The sequence below is a fragment of the Enterobacter sp. WCHEn090032 genome (assembly GCF_003986875.1).
Classification (GTDB): Bacteria; Pseudomonadota; Gammaproteobacteria; order Enterobacterales; family Enterobacteriaceae; genus Enterobacter; species Enterobacter sichuanensis.
This window is the reverse complement of record NZ_RXRN01000002.1, coordinates 123,482-145,399: the sequence shown is the minus strand read 5'-3', so window position 1 is coordinate 145,399 and position 21,918 is coordinate 123,482. Positions and strand designations below refer to the sequence as shown.

The window sequence follows — 21,918 nt, the reverse complement described above, 5'->3', positions numbered from 1 at the left end:
CGTCATGGAGATGATTCTATTCCGGGATAACACCCGGGCGCAGCAAACCGACATTGTCGCGGTGCAGTCGCAGGTGGTTTACGGCAGCGTCGGGAACAGTATCGCGGTACCGAATATTCGTACCCACAGGCTGAACGTCACCGCCGTACCGACGGTGCTGTTTAGCAACACACCGCACTATGACACCTTTTACGGCGGGGTAATCCCCGATGAGTGGTTCAGCGGCTATCTGAAGGCGCTGGAAGAGCGCGAGATCCTGCGCGAGCTTAAAGCGGTCACAACCGGCTATATGGGCAGCGCCAGCCAGATTGTCCTGCTGGCGCAGTGGCTGAAGGCGGTTAAAGCGCAGCATCCAGACCTGCTGGTGCTGGTCGACCCGGTTATCGGCGATATCGACAGCGGGATGTACGTGAAGCCCGATATTCCCGAAGCGTATAGGGAGCACCTGCTGCCGCTGGCGCAGGGGATTACGCCAAACGTCTACGAACTGGAAGTCTTAAGCGGCAAACCGTGTCGTACGCCGGAAAGCGCGATTGCAGCAGCGCAGGGATTGCTCTCCGATACCCTGAAATGGGTGGCCATCACCAGCGCGCCGGTGGCTGACGATCCGCAAAACATCCACGTGGTGCTGGTCACGCGTGAGGGGGTTACCGTCAGCGCGCATCCGCGCGTGGAAACCGATCTGAAAGGAACGGGCGATCTGTTCTGCTCGGAACTGGTGAGCGGCATTGTTGAGGGGAAAACCGTTGCCGATGCCATCCGTATGGCCGGCGATCGGGTGACTGACGTGATGCTGTATACGCAGTCGAAAGGGTATGACGAGCTAATCCTCCCCGCATAAACAAAAATGGCGCCCGAAGGCGCCATTTTACTGTGCGGCAAGAATTACTTCTTGATGCGGATAACCGGGGTTTCACCCACGGTGACGCTGCCAGACAGTTTGATCAGTTCTTTGATTTCGTCCATGTTGGAGATAACAACCGGCGTCAGGGTAGACTTGGCTTTTTCTTCCAGCAGTGGCAGATCGAATTCAATGACCGGGTCGCCAACTTTCACACGCTGGCCTTCTTCCGCGATACGTTTGAAGCCTTCGCCTTTCAGTTCAACGGTGTCGATACCGAAGTGAACGAACAGTTCGATACCGCTATCAGATTCGATAGAGAACGCATGGTTGGTTTCAAAAATTTTACCGATGGTGCCGTCAACTGGAGCAACCATTTTGTTGCCAGTTGGTTTGATAGCAATGCCATCACCAACGATTTTCTCAGCAAACACTACATCCGGCACGTCTTCGATGTTGACGATCTCGCCGGAGAGCGGAGCAACAATCTCAATAGTTCCGGAGTCTTTCTTATCATCAGAAACCAGAGATTTCAGTTTATCGAACAAACCCATGATCTTCTCCTAAGCAGTAATTTGGGCCGCATCTCGTGGATTAGCAGATTGTTTTTTCTTCAATGAACTTGTTAACCAGCGTCATTAACTCGTCCGTTGTCGGTTGAGCAAGAGCCTGCTCTGCTAACACCTTCGCATCTTCGAAGTTCGTGTTACGGATAATCTTCTTAATGCGCGGGATGGAAATGGCGCTCATAGAGAATTCGTCCAGACCCATACCCAGCAACAGAAGTGTAGCACGTTCGTCGCCTGCAAGCTCACCACACATGCCAGTCCATTTACCTTCTGCATGAGAAGCATCAATAACTTGCTTGATCAAGTTCAGTACGGACGGTGACATTGGCTGGTAGAGATGTGAAATCATATCATTACCACGGTCAACTGCCAGGGTGTACTGCGTTAAATCATTGGTGCCGATACTAAAGAAATCAACTTCTTTGGCTAAATGACGCGCAATCGTTGCCGCCGCTGGTGTTTCCACCATCACGCCGATCTCAATTGACTCGTCAAACGCTTTACCTTCGTCACGCAGTTCCTGTTTGTAGATTTCGATCTCTTTCTTCAGTGCACGCACTTCTTCAACAGAGATGATCATCGGGAACATAATGCGCAGCTTACCGAAAGCGGAGGCACGCAGGATCGCACGAACCTGATCGCGCAGGATCTCTTTACGATCCATGGCGATACGCACTGCACGCCAGCCCAGGAACGGGTTCTCTTCTTTCGGGAAGTTCATGTACGGCAGCTCTTTGTCGCCACCGATGTCCATGGTACGGACGATAACGGCCTGAGAGCCACAGGCTTCAGCCACTGCTTTGTACGCTGCGAACTGCTCTTCTTCAGTCGGCAGGGCGTCACGGTCCATGAACAGGAATTCAGTACGATAGAGACCTACGCCTTCCGCACCGTTACGCTCAGCGCCATCAACGTCGCGGACGGTACCGATGTTTGCGCACACTTCTACCTGATGGCCGTCCAGGGTAATGGCTGGCAGGTCTTTCAGCTTAGCGAGTTCCGCTTTTTCAGTCGCAACCTGCTCCTGAACTGCGCGCAGTTTCTCGATCTCTTCGTTAGTTGGGTTGACGTAAACCAGATTGTTTACGGCATCCAGAATCAGATAGTCACCGTTTTTCACCTGAGAGGTGACACTGCCGGTGCCCACGATGGCAGGCAGTTCCAGAGAACGCGCCATGATAGAAGTGTGGGAGGTACGGCCGCCCGCATCGGTGATGAAACCGAGGACCTTTTTCAGGTTCAGCTGTGCGGTTTCAGACGGGGTGAGGTCAGCGGCAACCAGGATCACTTCATCCTGAATCGCGCTCAGGTCGATAATGGCCAGGCCCAGGATGTTGCGCAGCAGGCGCTTACCGATGTCACGTACGTCAGCCGCACGCTCTTTCAGGTATTCATCATCCAGTTCTTCCAGGGCAGTTGCCTGACCTTCGATAACTTCATGGGCAGCCGCGTCGGCCGTCATGCCTTTATCTTTAATCAGGGCTATGATTTCCTGCTCCAGCTCCTCATCTTCGAGCAGCATGATGTGCCCTTCGAAGATGGCTTCTTTTTCTTCACCGAAAGTTTCGCCAGCTTTAGTTTTGATTGCTTCCAGTTGCGCAGATGCCTTGGCACGACCGCTCAGAAAACGTTCAACTTCCTGATCAACCTTGTCGGCAGAAATTTTTTTCCGGTCGATGACGATCTCGTCTTCTTTCAGCAGCAGTGCTTTGCCGAAAGCGATACCCGGGGATGCTAAAATGCCTGAAATCATAACCCTACCTTACTTGTGACTGATATTTAAAAGAACCCGGAAACTTACTCGAGCTCAGCCATCAGTTTTACCAGATGCTCAACTGCTTTCTGCTCGTCTTCACCTTCCGCAGAGATGGTGACGACGGTGCCCTGAGTCAGGCCCAGAGTCTGCAGTTTGAACAGGCTTTTTGCGCTGGCGCTTTTGCCGTTGGAAGTCACAGTGATTTCAGAAGTGAAGCCTTTCGCTTCTTTAACAAACTGAGCAGCAGGGCGGGTGTGCAGACCGTTCGGAGCGGTAATGGTAACTTCTTGCTGGAACATTGTATTTCCCCAACTTATAGGTTTAGTGTTGTGGAACTAAAGTCTAGCCTGGCGACTGAACTTTAGCCTGTATTGTTAGCGCTGACGTTTCGATCGTCATTAAACATTATGCAGCGAAAGCAAGACTTGAACCAAATCATAAAATCGATTCAGCAAGGCTATTTCGTTCACTGATTAATTTCACGCATCAAAATAATTGCTGGTTTAAATACCAGACCCTACGGGGTGAAGCAATGCCAGGAGGGGTAAAAGTTTGAAGCAGGCCACAAAAAAGCACCTGAAAAGGTGCTTTTTTACGCGTTATTAACATGCTGGCATTACTGTTGCAGCTCTTTTTCCGTGAAGAGATCGGCAAACAGTGCGGTGCTCAAGTAACGCTCACCCGAAGAAGGAAGGATAACCACAATATTCTTGTTGGTAAAGGCTTCGTCTTCCTGAAGTTTGAGCGCTGCCGCAACGGCCGCACCGGAAGAGATACCCGCCAGAATGCCTTCTTCATCCATCAGGCGACGCGCAGTAGAGATGGCTTCTTCGTTAGTGATGGTCACCACTTTATCAATAAGCTTCAGATCCAGATTGCCCGGAATGAAACCTGCGCCAATACCCTGGATTTTGTGCGGGCCTGGTTTAAGCTCTTCGCCCGCCAGCGCCTGGGTGATAACCGGGGAGTCTGTGGGTTCAACCGCAACGGTGATCAGGTCTTTTTTACCTTTTGTGCCTTTAATATAGCGTGACACGCCGGTCAGCGTACCGCCGGTACCCACGCCGGAGATAAAGACATCTACCTGGCCGTCCGTATCTTCCCAGATTTCCGGACCGGTAGTCTTTTCGTGAATTTCCGGGTTAGCCGGGTTGCTGAACTGCTGAAGCAGCAGGTATTTCGCCGGATCGCTGGCCACAATCTCTTCGGCTTTCTGAATGGCACCTTTCATGCCTTTCGCGCCTTCGGTCAGGACCAGATTCGCGCCCAGCGCTTTGAGCAGCTTGCGGCGCTCAATGCTCATGGTTTCAGGCATGGTCAGCGTCAGCTTATAGCCACGTGCCGCCGCCACATAGGCCAGTGCGATACCGGTGTTGCCGCTGGTCGGTTCCACCAGCTCAACGCCAGGCTTCAGTACGCCACGTTTTTCAGCATCCCAAATCATGTTTGCACCGATACGGCATTTTACGCTGAAGCTCGGGTTACGTGATTCGACCTTCGCCAGAATGCGTCCATTACCGATACGGTTCAGTCGAACCAGGGGCGTATGACCGATAGTCAGCGAGTTGTCTTCATAAATCTTACTCATGGCCTGTCCTTAACTGTATGAAATTGGGATACCGACCCAGCATACCTGTTGAGCAGGTAGGGGGAAGTAAGGAATTCGCATATCTATATACTGCAAGGAAATAATGGGGATCAGTATGGAATAAGGGGCGGCATAAGCCACCCCTGCTTTACACATTTTTGCATTATTTCCATAACGCGTGCTTAGCACGGTAGCAGTCCACCCACATCGCCGTCGCGCCACATACCGCCACCGGCATAATAAACAAATTGAGGAAGGGGATCATCGTGAACAGGCTGGTGAGGGCGCCGAACTGCATATTGGCGACCTTGCGGGTGCGCAGGGCGGTGCGCATCTCTTTAAACGGCACCTTATGGTTATCGAACGGGTAATCGCAGTACTGAATAGCCAGCATCCAGGCGCTGAAGAGGAACCACAGCACCGGCGCCACCGTCTGGCCAATGCCGGGCACAAAATAGAGGATAAGCAGCACAATCGCCCGGGGCAGGTACCAGACAAATTTCTGCCACTCGCGCTTCATGATACGTGGAAGATCTTTCATGATCCCCAGTATGCCGGTATCCGGTGGCGTCGCTCCGGTCAGACGTGCTTCCAGCTGTTCCGCCAGCAGGCCGTTAAACGGGGCGGCTATCCAGTTCGCAATCGTTGAGAAGAAGTACCCAAACACCAGCAGCACGGAGATCACCGCCACCGGCCAGAGCAGGTAGTTAAGCCACTGCAGCCAGTCTGGCACATGGCTCATCAGCGACGGGATCCAGCTCTCCAGCTTTGTGAACAGCCACCAGAACGCGCCACCCATCAGAATAATGTTGATGAACAGTGGCAGAATGACGAAGCGTCGAATACCCGGCAGGGAGACCAGTTTCCAGCCCTGAGAAAAATACCAGACACCGCTGCGCGGGGGAGAAGAAGATGTTGAAACCATAACCAGGCTGTACTCCTTTTTTCACAACCAGTGGAATTGCCCGCCTATATTATCCACTTACGGACCAATGACCAGTTCGGAAATGTTCGAAAAACCAGCAAAAAGCACGATTTCCTTCATCTTTATGCTGCGAATGCTCTGCACGCACTTGCACTTGACGTAAACGGCAAATACTCTTAGTGAGTAAATGTTTGCCGTGGTGGCAAGGTGTTAGAACAACAGAGAATATAATGATGCAGGATTTGCGTCTGATATTAATCATTGTTGGCGCGATCGCCATAATCGCTTTACTGGTACATGGTTTCTGGACCAGCCGTAAAGAGCGTTCCTCTATGTTTCGCGATCGCCCACTGAAGCGCATGAAGTCCAGTCGTGACGACGATGACAGTGAAGATGACATCGATGGCATCGACGACGACGGCGTGGGTGAAGTTCGTGTTCATCGGGTCAATACTGCGCCCGGCGCGGCTCATGGGGAGCATGAAGCCCCCCGTCCAGCGCAGCACCAGTATCAACCGCCGTATGCTTCTGCTCAGCCGCGCCAGCACGCGCCGCAGCCGGTAGAAGAGCCGGTGCGCCAGCCGCCGCAACAGCCTGTCCATCAGCAGCCTGCTGCACCGCAGCAGGTTCAACAGCAGCCTGTGCAGCAGCCCGTGCAACAACAGCCTGCACAGCCGGTACAACAGCCGCAGCAGCCTGTTCATGTGCAGCCTGCGCCGCAGCCTGCCCCGGCCCCACATGTTGAACCTGAGCCCGTTGCAGAGCCTAAACCGGTTGTTGAAAAACCGCAGCGTAAAGAAGCGGTGATCATCATGAACGTGGCCGCACATCAGGGCAGCCATCTCAACGGTGATGTGCTGCTTAACAGTATTCAACAGGCAGGTTTCAAGTTTGGTGATATGAATATTTTCCATCGCCATCTGAGTCCTGACGGTAGCGGCCCGGCGCTGTTCAGCCTGGCCAATATGGTCAACCCTGGCACTTTTGATCCGGAAATGACTGGTGATTTCGTGACCCCGGGCGTCACTATCTTTATGCAGGTGCCGTCCTACGGTGATGAACTGCAAAACTTTAAGCTGATGCTGCAGTCCGCTCAGCATATCGCCGACGAAGTCGGTGGTGTGGTACTCGACGACCAGCGTCGCATGATGACGCCGCAGAAACTGCGCGAGTATCAGGACCGCATCCGCGAAGTGAAGGAAGCCAACGCGTAATCGTCGCGTTTACTTCAACTCCTCCTCAACCCCCGCATGTCGGGGGTTTTTTCTCATTGATGGTGTGATATGGACTCAATCGAACAACAACTCACTGAACTGCGAACCACGCTTCGCCATCATGAATATCTCTATCATGTTATGGACGCGCCGGAAGTCCCGGATGCGGAGTATGACCGCCTGATGCGCGAGCTGCGTGAATTAGAGGCGCAGCACCCGGAACTTATCACCCCTGATTCCCCCACCCAGCGCGTTGGCGCCGAGCCGCTGGGGGCATTCAGCCAGGTACGTCATGAAGTACCGATGCTGTCGCTGGATAACGTCTTCGATGAAGAGAGTTTTCTGGCGTTTAACAAGCGCGTGCAGGATCGCCTGAAAAGCAGCGACTCTCTGACCTGGTGCTGTGAACTGAAACTGGATGGCCTGGCGGTCAGCCTTCTCTACGAAAACGGCGTACTGGTGCGTGCCGCGACCCGAGGGGATGGTACGACGGGGGAAGACATTACCACCAACGTGCGCACCATTCGCGCGATCCCGCTGAAGCTGCAGGGTGACAACATTCCAGCGCGTCTGGAAGTGCGTGGCGAAGTGTTCCTCCCGCAGGCGGGCTTCGAGAAAATCAACGAGGAAGCGCGCCGCACCGGTGGGAAGGTGTTTGCAAACCCGCGTAATGCGGCGGCAGGCTCTCTGCGTCAGCTGGATCCGCGCATCACCGCGAAGCGACCGCTTACTTTCTTCTGCTACGGTGTCGGTATTCTGGAAGGCGGCGAGCTGCCGGATACGCATCTTGGCCGTCTGCTGCAGTTTAAGGCATGGGGGCTGCCGGTAAGCAACCGCGTCCAGCTTTGCGACTCACCGGAGGCGGTGCTTGCGTTCTATCACAAGGTTGAAGAGGACCGTCCGACACTCGGTTTCGACATTGATGGTGTGGTCATTAAGGTAAACTCGCTGGCGCTGCAGGAGCAGCTGGGCTTTGTGGCGCGTGCGCCGCGCTGGGCGGTGGCGTTTAAGTTCCCGGCCCAGGAGCAGATGACCTTTGTGCGCGACGTGGAGTTCCAGGTAGGACGGACGGGCGCCATCACCCCTGTCGCGCGTCTGGAGCCCGTGCAGGTTGCGGGTGTGCTGGTGAGTAACGCCACGCTGCATAATGCCGATGAGATCGAGCGCCTTGGTCTGCGTATCGGTGACAAAGTGGTGATCCGCCGCGCGGGCGATGTGATCCCGCAGGTGGTTAACGTCGTTGAGTCAGAACGTCCTGACGATACGCGCGAGGTTGTCTTCCCGACCCATTGCCCGGTGTGTGGCTCTGACGTTGAGCGTGTGGAAGGTGAAGCGGTGGCGCGCTGCACGGGCGGTTTAATCTGTGGCGCGCAGCGTAAAGAGTCACTGAAGCACTTTGTTTCCCGTCGGGCGATGGACGTCGACGGCATGGGCGACAAGATTATCGACCAGCTGGTTGAGAAAGAGTATGTCCATACCCCCGCGGATCTCTTCAAACTGACCGCGGGCAAGCTGACAGGTCTTGACCGCATGGGGCCAAAGTCAGCCCAAAATGTGGTTAACGCCCTGGAAGCGGCTAAAGAGACCACCTTCGCCCGTTTCCTTTATGCGCTCGGCATTCGTGAAGTGGGTGAAGCGACGGCAGCAGGGCTGGCGGCGTATTTTGGTACGCTGGAGGCGCTGGAAAACGCGAGCATCGACGAACTGCAGAAAGTTCCGGATGTCGGCATCGTCGTCGCCACGCATGTCTTTAACTTCTTTGCTGAAGAGAGCAACCGCGAGGTCATCGGCAAGCTGCTGGCAGAGGGCATCAAATGGCCTGCGCCGGTCGTTGTCAATGCCGAAGAGATCGACAGCCCGTTCGCCGGTAAAACAGTGGTGCTGACCGGTAGCCTGAGCCAGCTATCCCGTGATGATGCAAAAGCACGTCTGGTCGCGCTGGGAGCTAAAGTGGCGGGCAGCGTGTCGAAGAAAACCGACCTGGTGATCGCTGGGGAAGCCGCCGGTTCCAAGCTGGCGAAAGCCCAGGAGCTGGGGATTGAGGTTATCGACGAAGCGGAAATGATGCGTCTGTTAGGAGAGTAAGGTGGAGAAAGAGCAGCTCGTCGAGATCGCCAATACGGAGATGCCGTTCGGTAAATATAGGGGCCGCAGGCTGATTGACCTGCCGGAGGAGTATCTGCTGTGGTTTGCCCGCAAGGATGAATTTCCGGCCGGGCGACTGGGCGAGCTGATGGCTATCACGTTACTGATCAAAACGGAGGGGCTGACCCAACTGGTCCAGCCCCTGAAACGTCCTTAAGCCTTCGCGGCGCGGGTCTCTTCCTGCGCCAGTTTTTCCGTCTGGCGCTTATAGCGACGCGCCAGCACCGCGCAGACCATCAGCTGGATCTGATGGAAAATCATCAGCGGTAGCACCATCATCCCAATCACCGAGGTCGGGAACAAAATGTTGGCCATCGGGATACCGTTTGCCAGGCTCTTCTTCGAACCGCAGAAGACAATGGTGATCTCATCCGCTTTGTTGAATCCGCACTTGCGTGCCACAAAGACGTTCACGGCAATCACAATCGCCAGCAGGATGAGGCTGACCACCACGATAAACAGCAGCGAGCCTGCGCCCACCTTGTGCCAGATTCCGTTCACGACCGCTTCACTGAAGGCGGAATAGACCACCAGCAGAATCGACGACTGGTCGGTTTTTGAAATCCATTTCTTGTGCTTTGCCACAAACTCGCCGGTCCACGGTCGGGAGAGATGGCCCAGCACAAACGGCAGCAGCAGTTGCAGACAGATTTTGCCCACCTGCTCAAGGTTACCTTCCGCGCCGTGCATGTTCATCAGCAGCCCGACCAGCAGCGGGGAGACGAAAATCCCCAGCAGACTGGATGCCGATGCCGAGCAGACGGCGGCCGCTACGTTCCCTCCCGCCAGAGAGGTAAACGCAATGGCGGACTGCACGGTGGCCGGCAAAATACACAGATACAGGAAACCGGTGTAGAGCGCAGGGTCGACATTAACCGGCGCCCACCAGGCAAACAGCACGCCGAGGATCGGGAAAAGAATAAAGGTGCTGCACATCACCCACAGATGCAGTCGCCAGTGGCTACCGCCGGCGATAATGGCTTCGCGGGAGAGTTTCGCCCCGTGCATAAAGAACAGCAGGGCGATGGCGGCCGTGGTTAGCCCTTCAAAGAACGGGACGAATCCCCCGCGAGCGGGAAAGAAAGAGGCCAGTAGAACGGTAACGACCAGGGTAAGCGTAAACGGATCAACAATACGAAATAGTTTCATAATGACTCCTGAAAACAGATGTCGCTATTGTGCTTTTTTCCATTTGAGAAATAAAATTGATTTATTGCATCCATTCATGAACGAAACAGATGAATTACTCGTTACGCCAGCTTCGTATTTTCGTTACCGTCGCGCAGGCCCGCAGCTTTAGTCGGGCAGGGGAGATGATTGGCCTGAGCCAGTCGGCGGTCAGCCACAGTGTGAAAGAGCTGGAGAATCAGACCGGCGTGAGGCTGCTTGACCGTACCACGCGCGAGGTTGTCCTGACCGAAGCGGGGCAACAGCTGGCTTTGCGCCTCGAACGGCTGCTGGATGAACTGAACAGCACGCTCAGAGACGTCGGGAGACTGGGGCAGCAGCTTTCGGGAACGGTGCGGGTCGCAGCCAGCCAGACAATTTCTGCACACCTTATCCCGCAATGTATCGCAGAGGGCAACCAGCGTTATCCGGATATCGATTTTGTGCTGCATGACAGGCCGCAGCAGTGGGTGCTGGAAAGCATCCGCCAGGGAGATGTGGATTTCGGTATTGTTATCGATCCCGGCCAGGTGAGCGATCTGACGTGTGAGAGCGTGCTTTCAGAGCCTTTTTTACTGCTCTGTCGGGACGACGATCCGCTGGCAATCTTGCCGGAGGTCAGCTGGCAGCGCCTGCAGGGCGCGAACCTGGTTTTACAGGACTATGCCTCGGGCAGCCGTCCGTTGATTGACTCCGCGCTGGTGAATCAGGGCGTAACGGCAACGATCGTACAGGAAATTGGTCACCCGGCGACGCTGTTTCCGATGGTGGAAGCCGGAATCGGGATCAGCGTGTTGCCGGCTCTGGCGCTTCCCCTGCCGCAGGGAAGCCGGCTGGCTGTGAAGCGACTCACGCCCGTTGTGGAGAGAAAGCTGATGCTGGTCCGGCGAAAAAATCGTTCCCTCTCGGGTGCCGCCCAGGCCATTTGGGAAGTGGTGCGTATCCAGGCACAGCGATTAACCGAGGCCCGCATACGCGACCCACTGTTTAACGCATCAGAAGATTAGATGTAGATATCGATCTGATGCGAGTCTGACGGGCTGTTCACACCTTCCACTTTGCCGAGCTTTTGATCCTGCTTCTTCTGCGCCTCTTCCGCCTGCTGGCGCTGCAGCGCGGCGAGCTGCGCCTGCAGCACTTTGATCTGGGTCTGAATCAGTTCCTGCTGCTTTTTCTTCTCATCCGTGCTGCCGGGGCTGTTCGCCAGCTCTTTTAACTGCTGAGTCAGCTTTTTGATCTTATCGAGAATGCGGCTGATTTGCGCGGCGATATCGTTACTGCTGGAAGTACCGCTCCCGCCGCTGGTCTGAATAGGTTGGGTTGAAGCCTGAATGGTCGTCATACTTTTTCCTCGCGTTATAAAACAGAGGTATCGGCACCGACGGGATTAGCTTGAGGAAAATGCGGCAGGTTCACATTTTTTATATCGCAGATAGCAAAAAAGCGCCTTTAGGGCGCTTTTTTACATTGGTGGGTCGTGCAGGATGACTCGGCTTCGCCTCGCCCTTCGGGCCGTCGCCGAAAACGGCTCCGGTGCCTCACTACGTTCGGCTCGAACCTGCAACAGGTTCGAATCATATATATCGCAGATAGCAAAAAAGCGCCTTTAGGGCGCTTTTTTACATTGGTGGGTCGTGCAGGATTCGAACCTGCGACCAATTGATTAAAAGTCAACTGCTCTACCAACTGAGCTAACGACCCGAAATGGTGGGCGATGACGGGCTCGAACCGCCGACCCCCTCCGTGTAAAGGAGATGCTCTACCAACTGAGCTAATCGCCCATTTCGGAACTGCTGCGATAAGGTGAGAATGGTGGGCGATGACGGGCTCGAACCGCCGACCCCCTCCGTGTAAAGGAGATGCTCTACCAACTGAGCTAATCGCCCAATCTCAATGCTTATCTACACTGCGAGTCTACGTAAAGTAGATGGTGGGTGATGACGGGCTCGAACCGCCGACCCCCTCCGTGTAAAGGAGATGCTCTACCAACTGAGCTAATCACCCCCGCTGTGTGGAGTCGCATTATAGGGAGAGTTGAAAATGAGTCAACGCATTTTCTAAAGTTTTTATTCGTTCGTCGTAAAATTAGACAAAACGATCGCGAAACGGGCAGTGGCGCATGATTTCTAAACAAAAATCGCAAACTCCTTCACGATAAAGGGATCAACATTGAGGAATCCCCCCACAGTGATAGAATATTGCCCATCGTTTTTTCCCCGGGATTTGCCGATTACCGGCATCTTTATAACGTAAGGCCATTTCATGAAAATCAAAACTCGCTTCGCGCCGAGCCCGACAGGCTATCTGCACGTCGGTGGTGCTCGTACTGCTCTCTATTCCTGGCTCTTTGCACGCCACAACAAAGGTGAGTTCGTGCTGCGTATTGAAGACACCGATCTTGAGCGCTCCACGCCAGAAGCAATTGAAGCCATTATGGATGGGATGAACTGGCTGAATCTGGAGTGGGATGAAGGTCCTTACTTCCAGACTAAACGCTTTGACCGCTATAACGCTGTCATTGATGAGATGCTGGTCGCGGGCACAGCGTATAAATGCTACTGCTCCAAAGAGCGTCTGGATGCGCTGCGTGAAGAGCAGATGGCAAACGGTGAAAAGCCACGCTATGACGGCCGTTGCCGTCACGACCACAGCGAACATGCCGCTGATGAGCCTTGCGTGGTGCGTTTTGCTAACCCGCAAGAGGGCTCTGTGATCTTCGACGACCAGATCCGTGGTCCGATCGAATTCAGCAACCAGGAGCTGGATGACCTGATCATCCGCCGTACCGACGGTTCTCCAACGTATAACTTCTGCGTTGTGGTTGACGACTGGGATATGGAAATTACCCACGTTGTTCGTGGTGAAGACCATATCAACAACACGCCACGTCAGATCAACATCCTGAAAGCACTGAACGCACCTGTGCCTGTCTATGCGCACGTTTCGATGATCAACGGCGACGACGGGAAAAAACTGTCTAAACGTCACGGTGCGGTAAGCGTTATGCAGTACCGCGACGACGGCTACCTGCCGGAAGCACTGCTGAACTATCTGGTGCGTCTGGGCTGGGCTCATGGTGACCAGGAGATCTTCAGCCGCGAAGAGATGATCGAACTGTTCTCTCTGAGTTCTGTGAGTAAATCGGCGAGCGCGTTCAACACCGACAAACTGCTGTGGCTGAACCACCATTACATCAATACCATGCAGCCAGAATATGTGGCGACGTACCTGCAGTGGCACATTGAGCAGGCAAATATTGATACCCGCACCGGCCCTGAACTGGCAGATCTGGTGAGACTGCTCGGCGAGCGCTGCAAGACGCTGAAAGAGATTGCTGAAAGCTGCCGCTACTTCTATGAAGAGTTTGATGAGTTTGACGCCGACGCCGCGAAGAAACATCTCCGCCCTGTTGCGCGTCAGCCGCTGGAAGTGGTACGTGACAAGCTTGCCGCACTCACCGAGTGGACCGCTGAGAATGTGCATCATGCCATTCAGGCGACGGCAGACGAGCTGGAAGTGGGCATGGGTAAAGTGGGTATGCCACTGCGCGTTGCGGTGACCGGTGCAGGCCAGTCTCCGGCGCTGGATGTGACTGTCCATGCTATCGGCAAGTCACGCAGCGTGGCGCGCATTAACAAGGCGCTGGACTTTATCGCCGAGCGTGAAAACCAGCAGTAATGACGTCCCCGAAAAGAAGAACGGCAGGGTAACCTGCCGTTTTTTTTATGCATTGTGTTCAGCAATATCCAGGCGCGTAAGAAAGCCGCGTATCCCTTCGCGTTTCAAAAAGTCTTCCAGACGCTTCTGCTCCAGCTCAGTCATATTCTCCAGCGTCTCAATAATGCCCGGGCGCAGGCTTGTAGGGGAGCTATGATATGCGGTGGTGGCCTCCGCGAGATGGTAAACCGCCTGACGGCTCCGGATCGCCGGGAGGCGCTTAATATAGTCTTTCACGCGTGCATCAACATGAATAAGCCTCGCCCGACCGCCTTTCACACCGTTGAGCCCTTCGGTTTTCCACGCCTGCTGGCGTATCCAGCGATTAACCGTTTGCCTGGCAACCCCCAAAATTAGCGCCAGTTCTTCCGTGGTCATTTTGCCAGGTAAATTTTTAATATTCATTCCGATCGCGAATCCCTAAACGTTGCAGCAATCCGGTAATCCCTTCCCGCAGTAACAGCGATGTCATCTGTTTCTGTTCTTCCGGCGTCATTTCGTTGGCCAGCGTCAGGAGCAGGGTATGAAGCGAACTGTCGTGGCTGGCGCCTTCGGGCAGCTCGGGCGTTTCAGTTGCCCGTCGTGCACTGCGAATAAAGTCACGCACTTTTTCGTTCACATGCACCAGACGCGCTTTCCCGCCCTGGACTCCCGGTTTTGGCGATGTAATCCAACCCTCTTTGCGTACCCATTTATTGATGGTCTGGCGGCTATAGCCAGTGAGGAGGGCTAACTCTTCTGGCGTCATTCGTTCCTTGATCATGCAATTTCCTGAATATTTGTGGGGTCAATTAACGGTTCATTTTATAGCACCGTTTTAGACGAAAACGTGACAGGCTTAACTCATGACTGCGAGCAGGCTCGCAAAGTGATTCATTTGCATGATTTTTCGGCGATTGAACGGCGGGTATTGATTTTGCCGTTGACACTCCGCAGCGGAATTCATATTATGCCGCCCGTCAACATGACAGCTTTACGATGGGGCTATAGCTCAGCTGGGAGAGCGCTTGCATGGCATGCAAGAGGTCAGCGGTTCGATCCCGCTTAGCTCCACCAAACTCTGAACCCAACAGAGTGCGGTCAGTAAAGTCACATGTGGGGCTATAGCTCAGCTGGGAGAGCGCTTGCATGGCATGCAAGAGGTCAGCGGTTCGATCCCGCTTAGCTCCACCAAAATTGTAAACCCTCGTCAAATGACGAGGGTTTTTTTTATCTGTTTGTTATGTCCATTACCTTCTTTTGTTATCAAATAGAGGTATTTCTGTCTCTCACCTCAATCGACATCAATAAACCAGTCCATAAATAGACTTGAACTTGATTCGCGCAATTAATAAACATATTATCCATCCGGTCAATGATACGAACGGATAATATACGTCCCTGCTTAATGAATAGAAAAACTTACAATAACGTAAAGATATTTATAATTGCCCTGGCGCTATGCCTGATTGCGGTACCTGTCTCCCGTTATCTTTCTCCCCGCGCAATGGTTAATGGTCACGACGTTTATTTAGCATGGTTACCGCTAAGCGTTATGCTGGCGATTATTTTGCTATTTGGGCGCAGGGCCATTCTTCCCATATTGTTAGGTTTTACTGTCACTAATTTATTTTATGTTAATTTAGCACCGCTACAATATTCAGTATTACTGTTTTGTCAGACCTTTGCGTTGTTCGCAGCGTGCGGCGTGCTGCGTCTTATACTGGGTAAACGCTGGCGCTACTGCATCCCTAACAAGCATATCGGATTACGTATCTTCTGGCTCGGTTTTATCGTGCCGGTAGGCATTAAGCTGTCGATGTATATGGCAGGCTATTTATTTGATTTCCCGCTGACTATTTCAACCTTTTTCGGCGAAGGCACGGTAATTTATAACGTAGTGGACATCCAAAGCCTGATATGCGCAGCGCTGATTTTTACCATGATGTTCTATTACCCATTAAGAATGATAATTAATCCTCGTTATGCCGTGACCTTCTGGCGGCGAAGCGTGAGGCCGGTGTTTTTACACAAGAATTCATTATATATTTTCGTCTGGCTAATACTGTTAAGTTTCATTCTCGTCATTTTATGTGGGCCTTTTGAATCTCCCGTCATTGCGGGCTATTTAATGCCGCTGATTTTTATTCTTTTTACGCTAGCGATAAGTCGCCTGACCTACGCGCTTATCTCTCTGCTTTGGGCCACATCAGCGCTCCTGCTGTTGAACTACAACTACAACTTCCTTAACGGGGTGGAGTCGGGCCATTCGCTCTCCTTCATCCTCTCCGTGCTGATCTCTTTCGCCATCTGTCTGCTGTATATGTCGCGCATTTACCAGCGCAGCGAGTGGCTGAAGCGGGGCTGGCAGGGAAGGGCGCTCACCGACCCGTTAACCGGTTTGCCCAATATTCGTGCGCTGGAGGATTATCTTGAGATCCACCCGGCTGCTAAAGTGTGCATTCTGCGCATGGACAACCTGGAGTTTTTGAGCCGCCACTACGGGATCCTCATGCGGGTGCATTGCAAACGAACGATTGCCACGTCGCTTCAGCCGCTTTTGCAGAAGGATGAGATGATCTTCCAGTTGCCCGGAAGCGAGCTGGTGCTGGTATTGCTCGGGTCAGACATTGCTGAACGCCTTCAGACTATGGTCGACCGGCTCAACAGCAGTAAGATTTTCTGGAACAACACCGGGCTGGATATTGAATTTGGCGCATCCTGGGGAATGGTCGAAAACGGCGAAAAGCTGCATCACACGCTGGGCCAGTTGAGCTGGCTGGCAGAGCAGGCCTGTGGCGCGCACAACGTGCTTGCGCTCACTAACAGCCTGGAAGCGGCATCAGGGCAAACGACCGAACGCGTACTCATGCTCGCGCGGATTAAGCATGCGCTGGATGCAGGGCAGTTCCATTTATACGCGCAGCCCATCCAGAAGGCGGATGGTAGTGGGTACAACGAGATCCTGGCGCGCATGGAAAGTGAAGGGGAGATCATTACCCCCGATCGCTTTATTCCATTGATTGCCCAGTTTAACCTGAGCCATCGGTTTGATATGTGCATTATGGAAAAGCTACTGTTGTGGCTGCGCGCCAATCCTGAAACGCAGGCCGGTGCCCGCTTCTCGGTCAATCTGATGCCGCTGACGCTGATGCAAAAAGAGGTCGCTGGCGAGATTTGTGCGCTCTTTGAACGGTATGGCGTCGCGCCGCAGGCTGTCGTGATTGAAATTACGGAGGAACAGGCTTTCTCAAATTCAGGCAGCAGCATCAACAATATTCAGCAACTGCGGGATTACGGTTTCCGGATTGCGATTGATGATTTTGGTACCGGCTATGCTAACTATGAGCGTCTGCGACGTCTGCAGGCGGACATCATTAAAATTGACGGCTGTTTTGTGAAAGATATTTGTACAGATGACATGGATGCGATGATCGTGCAGTCAATGTGTAATCTGGCGAAGACCAAATCACTGTGCGTCGTTGCGGAATACGTCGAAACACCGGCGCAGCGGGAGATGCTGCTTCGCTGCGGTGTGGATTATCTGCAGGGCTATCTGATCGGTAAACCCAGACCGCTGGAAGAGTTACGGGCATAAAAAAACCGGGAGCAGGCTCCCGGTTTTTTGTTTAACAGTAAAGGTTACAGTACCAGTGCTGCGATAGACGCAGACAGAACGCTCACCAGGGTAGAGCCGTAAACCAGTTTCAGGCCGAAGCGAGAAACCACGTTACCCTGTTCTTCGTTCAGACCTTTAATCGCACCAGCGATGATACCGATAGACGAGAAGTTCGCGAAGGAGACCAGGAACACGGACAGAATGCCTTCCGCGCGTGGAGAAAGCGTGCTGGCAATTTTCTGCAGATCCATCATCGCAACGAATTCGTTAGAAACCAGTTTGGTCGCCATGATACTGCCCACCTGCAGCGCTTCCTGAGCAGGAACACCCATCACCCATGCAACCGGGTAGAAGATGTAGCCCAGAATGCCCTGGAAGGAGATACCCAGCACCGCGGCGAACAGGGCGTTCAGTGCAGAAATCAGTGCAATAAAGCCGATCAGCATGGCGGCAACGATAATCGCCACTTTGAAACCAGCCAGAATATATTCACCCAGCATTTCGAAGAAGCTCTGACCTTCGTGCAGGTTTGACATCTGGATGTTCTCTTCGCTGGCGTCAACGCGGTACGGGTTGATCAGCGACAGAACAATAAAGGTGCTGAACATGTTCAGAACCAGCGCAGCAACCACGTATTTTGGCTCCAGCATGGTCATATACGCGCCCACGATCGACATGGATACGGTAGACATTGCGGTGGCCGCCATGGTGTACATGCGGTTGCGGGACATCTTGCCGAGAATATCTTTATACGCGATGAAGTTCTCAGACTGACCGAGGATTAGGGAGCTCACGGCGTTGAACGATTCCAGCTTACCCATGCCGTTGACTTTGGATAACAGGAAACCAATGCCACGAATCACAAACGGCAGAACACGGATGTGCTGCAGAATACCGATCAGCGCAGAGATGAAGACGATAGGGCACAGTACCTTCAGGAAGAAGAATGCCAGACCTTCATCGTTCATCTTACCGAAGACAAAGTTCGTTCCTTCATTGGCGAATCCGAGCAGTTTTTCGAACATTTCGGAGAAGCCTTTCACGAAGCCAAGGCCTACGTTGGAGTTCAGGAAGAACCACGCAAGTAAAACTTCAATGACCAGCAGTTGGACAACATAACGAATACGAATTTTTTTGCGGTCTGTGCTGACCAGCAATGCGAGTGCAGTAACGACAACAAGTGCCAGGACAAAATGAAGGACGCGGTCCATATTTGCTCCAAATATGAGGCAGGTTTAATTTTCGTGCACATTCTATGTAACAAGGGAAAAGAAAACGAGATCAAGGGCACACTATAGTTACATCCTGTGACGAGTCTCAAAAATAGTGATCCACAATACATTTTCGTTATGTTAGGTAAATGAGTGAAAAGTTAAGTTTGTGTGCTAGTCTTCACAAAAGAGCGCGCGATTTCAGTTTCTGTTAGATCGCCCCCGATTACCCGCCCGTCTATCGTTCAAAGCTATCAGAGAAATCACTGTAAACGTCATAAATGATCTTGATAATCATTCTCATTTTGGTAGCATTAAACATAGCAAAGGCTATATTTCAGAGGCAGACATGACAAACAGTCGCGTAGAGGGTAGCAGTGGCAGAGCAGCGCGCAAGTTGCGGTTCGCATTAATGGGACCTGCGTTCATCGCTGCCATTGGCTATATCGATCCAGGTAACTTTGCGACCAATATTCAGGCCGGGGCCAGCTTCGGCTATAAACTGCTGTGGGTGGTCGTCTGGGCGAACCTGATGGCGATGCTGATTCAAATGCTCTCCGCAAAACTGGGCATTGCCACCGGTAAAAACCTGGCGGAGCAAATTCGCGACCACTACCCGCGCCCGGCCGTCTGGCTTTACTGGGTGCAGGCAGAAATCATCGCCATGGCAACGGACCTCGCTGAATTTATCGGCGCGGCTATCGGGTTCAAACTGATTCTGGGCGTGTCGCTGCTGCAGGGGGCGGTGCTGACCGGGATCGCCACGTTCCTGATCCTGATGCTGCAGCGTCGCGGTCAAAAACCGCTGGAGAAGGTCATCGGCGGTCTGCTGCTGTTTGTCGCGGCGGCGTATATTGTCGAGCTGATTTTCTCCCAGCCGAATCTGGCGCAGCTCGGTAAAGGGATGTTGATCCCAGATTTGCCAACCTCGGAAGCGGTGTTCCTCGCCGCCGGGGTGCTGGGCGCGACCATCATGCCGCATGTGATTTACCTTCACTCCTCATTAACGCAGCATCTGCATGGCGGGACGCGGAAAGAGCGTTACTCTGCGACAAAATGGGATGTGGCCATCGCCATGACCATCGCCGGGTTTGTGAATCTGGCGATGATGGCGACCGCCGCTGCCGCTTTCCACTTTAACGGCCATACCGGCATTGCCGATCTCGACCAGGCTTATCTCACCCTGGAGCCGTTACTGAGCCATGCTGCCGCGACGATATTTGGGCTGAGCCTGGTGGCTGCCGGTCTCTCTTCCACCGTTGTGGGCACCCTGGCAGGCCAGGTGGTCATGCAGGGGTTTGTCCGGTTCCATATTCCGTTGTGGGTGCGTCGTACTGTCACCATGCTGCCGTCATTTATCGTGATTCTGATGGGGCTCGATCCTACGCGAATTTTAGTGATGAGCCAGGTGCTGTTGAGTTTTGGGATTGCGCTGGCGCTGGTGCCGCTGCTGATCTTTACCAGCAACAAAACCCTGATGGGTGAACTGGTTAACTCAACGCTGGTGAAAAGGATCGGGTGGGCTATTGTGGTTGTGGTGGTCGCGCTGAACCTGTGGTTGTTGATAGGGACGGCACTAGGGTTATAAAAAAAGGAGCCGGGAGGCTCCTTTTTAGATTAGTGACGGCCATGACCGTGGCCGTGACCATGGCCTTTTCCGCGACCCCAACCGCCGCGGCGGTCATCACGGTCATTCCAGCCTTCACGGTAGCCGCGCTCATAGGCGTTGTCTTTATACCACCCACGGTGTCTGCCGTTGTCATGTTTCCACCAGCGATCGCCGCGCCACTCATAGTGACGATGCCAGTAATCACGGTCGCGCCAGTAGCCACCGTCCCAGTATCTGCCGTAGTCGTCACGATCGCCAATTTGTAATTTTACTGATGGCAACAGGGTGATTTCGCCAGCAGTGGCGACCAGCGGGGCCGAAGCCAGTAATACCGCTGCAAGAATCAGTGACCTGAACATACTCTTTCTCCTTCACGATCGGGGCCTTGTGGGGCCTGTTAACGCAATTTTACGAGTTGGTAAAGACTCGTTTCATCGCCTCAACTCCGAATTCAGAAGTGATAGCACTTTTTGCTAAAAGCGTATCTATTTTGAGCCGTTCAGGATCCCGTCAATGGTAGCCAGCTCTTCTGCGCTGAAATGGCGATTCTTAAGCATGCCCACCGCATCCTCTATCTGTGTGGTTTTACTGGCACCAATAAGAACAGACGTGACCGCCTCGTGGCGTAATATCCAGGCCAGCGCCATCTGCGAGAGCTTCTGACCACGGCCTTCCGCCATGGCATTGAGCTTTCTTACCGTTTCCAGTTTCTCTTCGGTGATCTGCTCAGGATTAAGGAACTTACTGTCGCTTGCCGCGCGTGAATCTGCGGGAATACCATTCAGATAGCGGTTGGTCAGTTGCCCGCCGGCGAGCGGCGAGAAGGGAATGCAGCCGACCCCTTTTTCCTGCAGCACCTCCAGCAGCCCCGCTTCCGGCGCACGTTCAAACATGGAGTATTTTGGCTGGTGGATAAGGCAGGGCGTACCGAGATCGTTGAGGATATCAATCGCCTTGCGAGCCAGAACAGCCGGGTAGTTGGATAACCCGACATACAAGGCTTTTCCCTGACGCACCACATGGTCAAGCGCTTTCATGGTTTCCTGCAGCGGTGTTTGGGGGTCTGGACGGTGGTGATAGAAGATATCCACATACTCCAGCCCCATGCGCTTCAGACTTTGATCGAGGCTTGCCAGCAGATATTTACGTGACCCCCAGTCGCCGTAAGGGCCTTCCCACATCGTATAACCGGCTTTGGTTGAGATAATGAGCTCATCACGCCAGGGCAGGAAATCTTCCTGCAAAATACGGCCGAAATTACGTTCGGCGGATCCGGGTGGCGGACCATAGTTGTTGGCAAGGTCGAAATGCGTAATGCCCAAATCGAACGCACGCTGTAAAAGTTGACGGCTGTTTTCCAACAGCGTGGCGTCGCCAAAATTATGCCACAGCCCAAGTGAGATGGCGGGCAACGAAAGCCCGCTACGTCCGCAGCGGCGATATTCCATTGTCTGATAACGATTTTGGTCCGGCTGATAACCCATTCTGGTGACCTCTGGCGCTGAAGAGAAGAATCAGTGTATGCGTTTACATTTACCTGAAAAAAAAACAGCATAGCGCAGCCTTTTTTGTAAAGCA

20 protein-coding genes, 6 tRNA genes and 1 other RNA gene are annotated in these 21,918 nt (G+C 53.4%); 10 read left to right on the top strand and 17 right to left on the bottom strand.

The genetic code is table 11. The features are described 5' to 3' along the window. Positions 1-4: 4 nt before the first annotated feature. Entirely contained in the window at positions 5-841 is an 837-nt protein-coding gene (pdxK, locus tag EKN83_RS02225; protein ID WP_095449844.1) for a pyridoxine/pyridoxal/pyridoxamine kinase, read from the top strand. 44 nt (positions 842-885) lie between these two features. Here pdxK and crr read toward each other — a convergent pair whose 3' ends face one another. The 5 genes from crr to cysZ form a co-directional block, all read right to left on the bottom strand. Continuing rightward, positions 886-1,395 carry a PTS glucose transporter subunit IIA gene (crr, locus tag EKN83_RS02220; RefSeq protein ID WP_003861316.1) on the bottom strand — a complete coding sequence of 170 codons (510 nt, stop codon included), beginning with the start codon at positions 1,393-1,395 and terminating at the stop codon, positions 886-888. A 40-nt stretch (positions 1,396-1,435) separates the two neighbouring features. After that, entirely contained in the window at positions 1,436-3,163 is a 1,728-nt protein-coding gene (ptsI, locus tag EKN83_RS02215) for a phosphoenolpyruvate-protein phosphotransferase PtsI (protein ID WP_008501604.1), read from the bottom strand. Positions 3,164-3,207: 44 nt separating this feature from the next. Further along, positions 3,208-3,465: a phosphocarrier protein Hpr gene (ptsH, locus tag EKN83_RS02210; RefSeq protein WP_000487600.1), complete on the bottom strand. Its 258-nt coding sequence runs from the start codon at positions 3,463-3,465 to the stop codon at positions 3,208-3,210. A gap of 317 nt (positions 3,466-3,782) precedes the next feature. Continuing rightward, the gene (cysK, locus tag EKN83_RS02195; protein ID WP_014884739.1) at positions 3,783-4,754 is read right to left on the bottom strand and encodes a cysteine synthase A; all 972 of its coding nucleotides are present in this window, start codon (positions 4,752-4,754) and stop codon (positions 3,783-3,785) included. A 163-nt stretch (positions 4,755-4,917) separates the two neighbouring features. Next, on the bottom strand, positions 4,918-5,679 hold the full coding sequence (gene cysZ, locus EKN83_RS02190; protein ID WP_025758773.1) for a sulfate transporter CysZ: 762 nt from the start codon (positions 5,677-5,679) through the stop codon (positions 4,918-4,920). Between the two features lie 230 nt (positions 5,680-5,909). On the opposite strand from cysZ, the gene zipA reads away from it, so the two are divergent. From zipA to EKN83_RS02175, 3 genes are all read left to right on the top strand, one after another. After that, positions 5,910-6,893, top strand: a complete 984-nt coding sequence (zipA, locus tag EKN83_RS02185) for a cell division protein ZipA (RefSeq protein ID WP_126800245.1) — start codon at positions 5,910-5,912, stop codon at positions 6,891-6,893. A gap of 69 nt (positions 6,894-6,962) precedes the next feature. Continuing rightward, complete coding sequence (gene ligA, locus EKN83_RS02180) at positions 6,963-8,978, top strand: NAD-dependent DNA ligase LigA (RefSeq protein ID WP_126800244.1); 2,016 nt, start codon at positions 6,963-6,965, stop codon at positions 8,976-8,978. A gap of 1 nt (position 8,979) precedes the next feature. Further along, a complete protein-coding gene (locus tag EKN83_RS02175) occupies positions 8,980-9,195 on the top strand; it encodes a DUF3820 family protein (protein WP_045286555.1) in 216 nt (71 codons plus the stop codon). Here EKN83_RS02175 and EKN83_RS02170 read toward each other — a convergent pair. Next, on the bottom strand, positions 9,192-10,187 hold the full coding sequence (locus EKN83_RS02170; protein ID WP_126800243.1) for a bile acid:sodium symporter family protein: 996 nt from the start codon (positions 10,185-10,187) through the stop codon (positions 9,192-9,194). The genes EKN83_RS02175 and EKN83_RS02170 overlap by 4 nt on opposite strands. A gap of 89 nt (positions 10,188-10,276) precedes the next feature. Between EKN83_RS02170 and EKN83_RS02165 the strand changes: the two genes are divergently transcribed. Continuing rightward, positions 10,277-11,212, top strand: coding sequence for a LysR family transcriptional regulator (locus tag EKN83_RS02165; protein WP_045286553.1), 936 nt, complete (start codon positions 10,277-10,279; stop codon positions 11,210-11,212). On the opposite strand, the gene EKN83_RS02160 is transcribed toward EKN83_RS02165, so the two are convergent. The 6 genes from EKN83_RS02160 to EKN83_RS02135 all read right to left on the bottom strand — a co-directional run bounded on the left by EKN83_RS02160 (position 11,209) and on the right by EKN83_RS02135 (position 12,209). After that, entirely contained in the window at positions 11,209-11,547 is a 339-nt protein-coding gene (locus EKN83_RS02160; RefSeq protein ID WP_025758767.1) for a FlxA-like family protein, read from the bottom strand. The two genes, EKN83_RS02165 and EKN83_RS02160, sit on opposite strands and share 4 nt — an antisense overlap. Before the next feature lie 126 nt (positions 11,548-11,673). Then, positions 11,674-11,801: non-coding RNA, RtT sRNA (locus EKN83_RS02155), on the bottom strand. A 29-nt stretch (positions 11,802-11,830) separates the two neighbouring features. Then, positions 11,831-11,906 (bottom strand) — tRNA-Lys (locus EKN83_RS02150). A gap of 4 nt (positions 11,907-11,910) precedes the next feature. Beyond that, positions 11,911-11,986, bottom strand: a tRNA-Val gene (locus EKN83_RS02145). Between the two features lie 29 nt (positions 11,987-12,015). Then, positions 12,016-12,091, bottom strand: a tRNA-Val gene (locus EKN83_RS02140). A gap of 42 nt (positions 12,092-12,133) precedes the next feature. Beyond that, a tRNA-Val gene (locus EKN83_RS02135) sits at positions 12,134-12,209 on the bottom strand. 258 nt (positions 12,210-12,467) lie between these two features. On the opposite strand from EKN83_RS02135, the gene gltX reads away from it, so the two are divergent. Beyond that, complete coding sequence (gene gltX / locus EKN83_RS02130) at positions 12,468-13,883, top strand: glutamate--tRNA ligase (RefSeq protein ID WP_088244323.1); 1,416 nt, start codon at positions 12,468-12,470, stop codon at positions 13,881-13,883. A 45-nt stretch (positions 13,884-13,928) separates the two neighbouring features. On the opposite strand, the gene EKN83_RS02125 is transcribed toward gltX, so the two are convergent. Together EKN83_RS02125 and EKN83_RS02120 are read right to left on the bottom strand one after the other, a co-directional pair. Then, the gene (locus tag EKN83_RS02125) at positions 13,929-14,321 is read right to left on the bottom strand and encodes a YfeC-like transcriptional regulator (protein WP_200895911.1); all 393 of its coding nucleotides are present in this window, start codon (positions 14,319-14,321) and stop codon (positions 13,929-13,931) included. Next, the gene (locus tag EKN83_RS02120; protein WP_045285814.1) at positions 14,317-14,685 is read right to left on the bottom strand and encodes a YfeC-like transcriptional regulator; all 369 of its coding nucleotides are present in this window, start codon (positions 14,683-14,685) and stop codon (positions 14,317-14,319) included. The genes EKN83_RS02125 and EKN83_RS02120 overlap by 5 nt, the downstream gene beginning before the upstream one ends. Before the next feature lie 217 nt (positions 14,686-14,902). Here EKN83_RS02120 and EKN83_RS02115 point away from each other — a divergent pair. From EKN83_RS02115 to EKN83_RS02105, 3 genes are all read left to right on the top strand, one after another. After that, positions 14,903-14,978: transfer RNA gene (locus tag EKN83_RS02115), tRNA-Ala, on the top strand. Between the two features lie 41 nt (positions 14,979-15,019). Further along, positions 15,020-15,095, top strand: a tRNA-Ala gene (locus EKN83_RS02110). A 214-nt stretch (positions 15,096-15,309) separates the two neighbouring features. Beyond that, positions 15,310-17,499 carry an EAL domain-containing protein gene (locus EKN83_RS02105; RefSeq protein WP_126800242.1) on the top strand — a complete coding sequence of 730 codons (2,190 nt, stop codon included), beginning with the start codon at positions 15,310-15,312 and terminating at the stop codon, positions 17,497-17,499. Positions 17,500-17,543: 44 nt separating this feature from the next. Here EKN83_RS02105 and EKN83_RS02100 read toward each other — a convergent pair whose 3' ends face one another. Beyond that, positions 17,544-18,731 carry a NupC/NupG family nucleoside CNT transporter gene (locus EKN83_RS02100; RefSeq protein ID WP_126800241.1) on the bottom strand — a complete coding sequence of 396 codons (1,188 nt, stop codon included), beginning with the start codon at positions 18,729-18,731 and terminating at the stop codon, positions 17,544-17,546. Between the two features lie 349 nt (positions 18,732-19,080). On the opposite strand from EKN83_RS02100, the gene EKN83_RS02095 reads away from it, so the two are divergent. Then, positions 19,081-20,319 (top strand): Nramp family divalent metal transporter, encoded by a 1,239-nt coding sequence (locus EKN83_RS02095; protein WP_126800240.1) that lies wholly within the window; start codon positions 19,081-19,083, stop codon positions 20,317-20,319. 29 nt (positions 20,320-20,348) lie between these two features. Here EKN83_RS02095 and EKN83_RS02090 read toward each other — a convergent pair whose 3' ends face one another. Further along, positions 20,349-20,699 carry a DUF2502 domain-containing protein gene (locus EKN83_RS02090; RefSeq protein ID WP_025758759.1) on the bottom strand — a complete coding sequence of 117 codons (351 nt, stop codon included), beginning with the start codon at positions 20,697-20,699 and terminating at the stop codon, positions 20,349-20,351. 126 nt (positions 20,700-20,825) lie between these two features. Further along, on the bottom strand, positions 20,826-21,824 hold the full coding sequence (gene mgrA / locus EKN83_RS02085) for an L-glyceraldehyde 3-phosphate reductase (RefSeq protein WP_025758758.1): 999 nt from the start codon (positions 21,822-21,824) through the stop codon (positions 20,826-20,828). Positions 21,825-21,918: the final 94 nt, after the last annotated feature.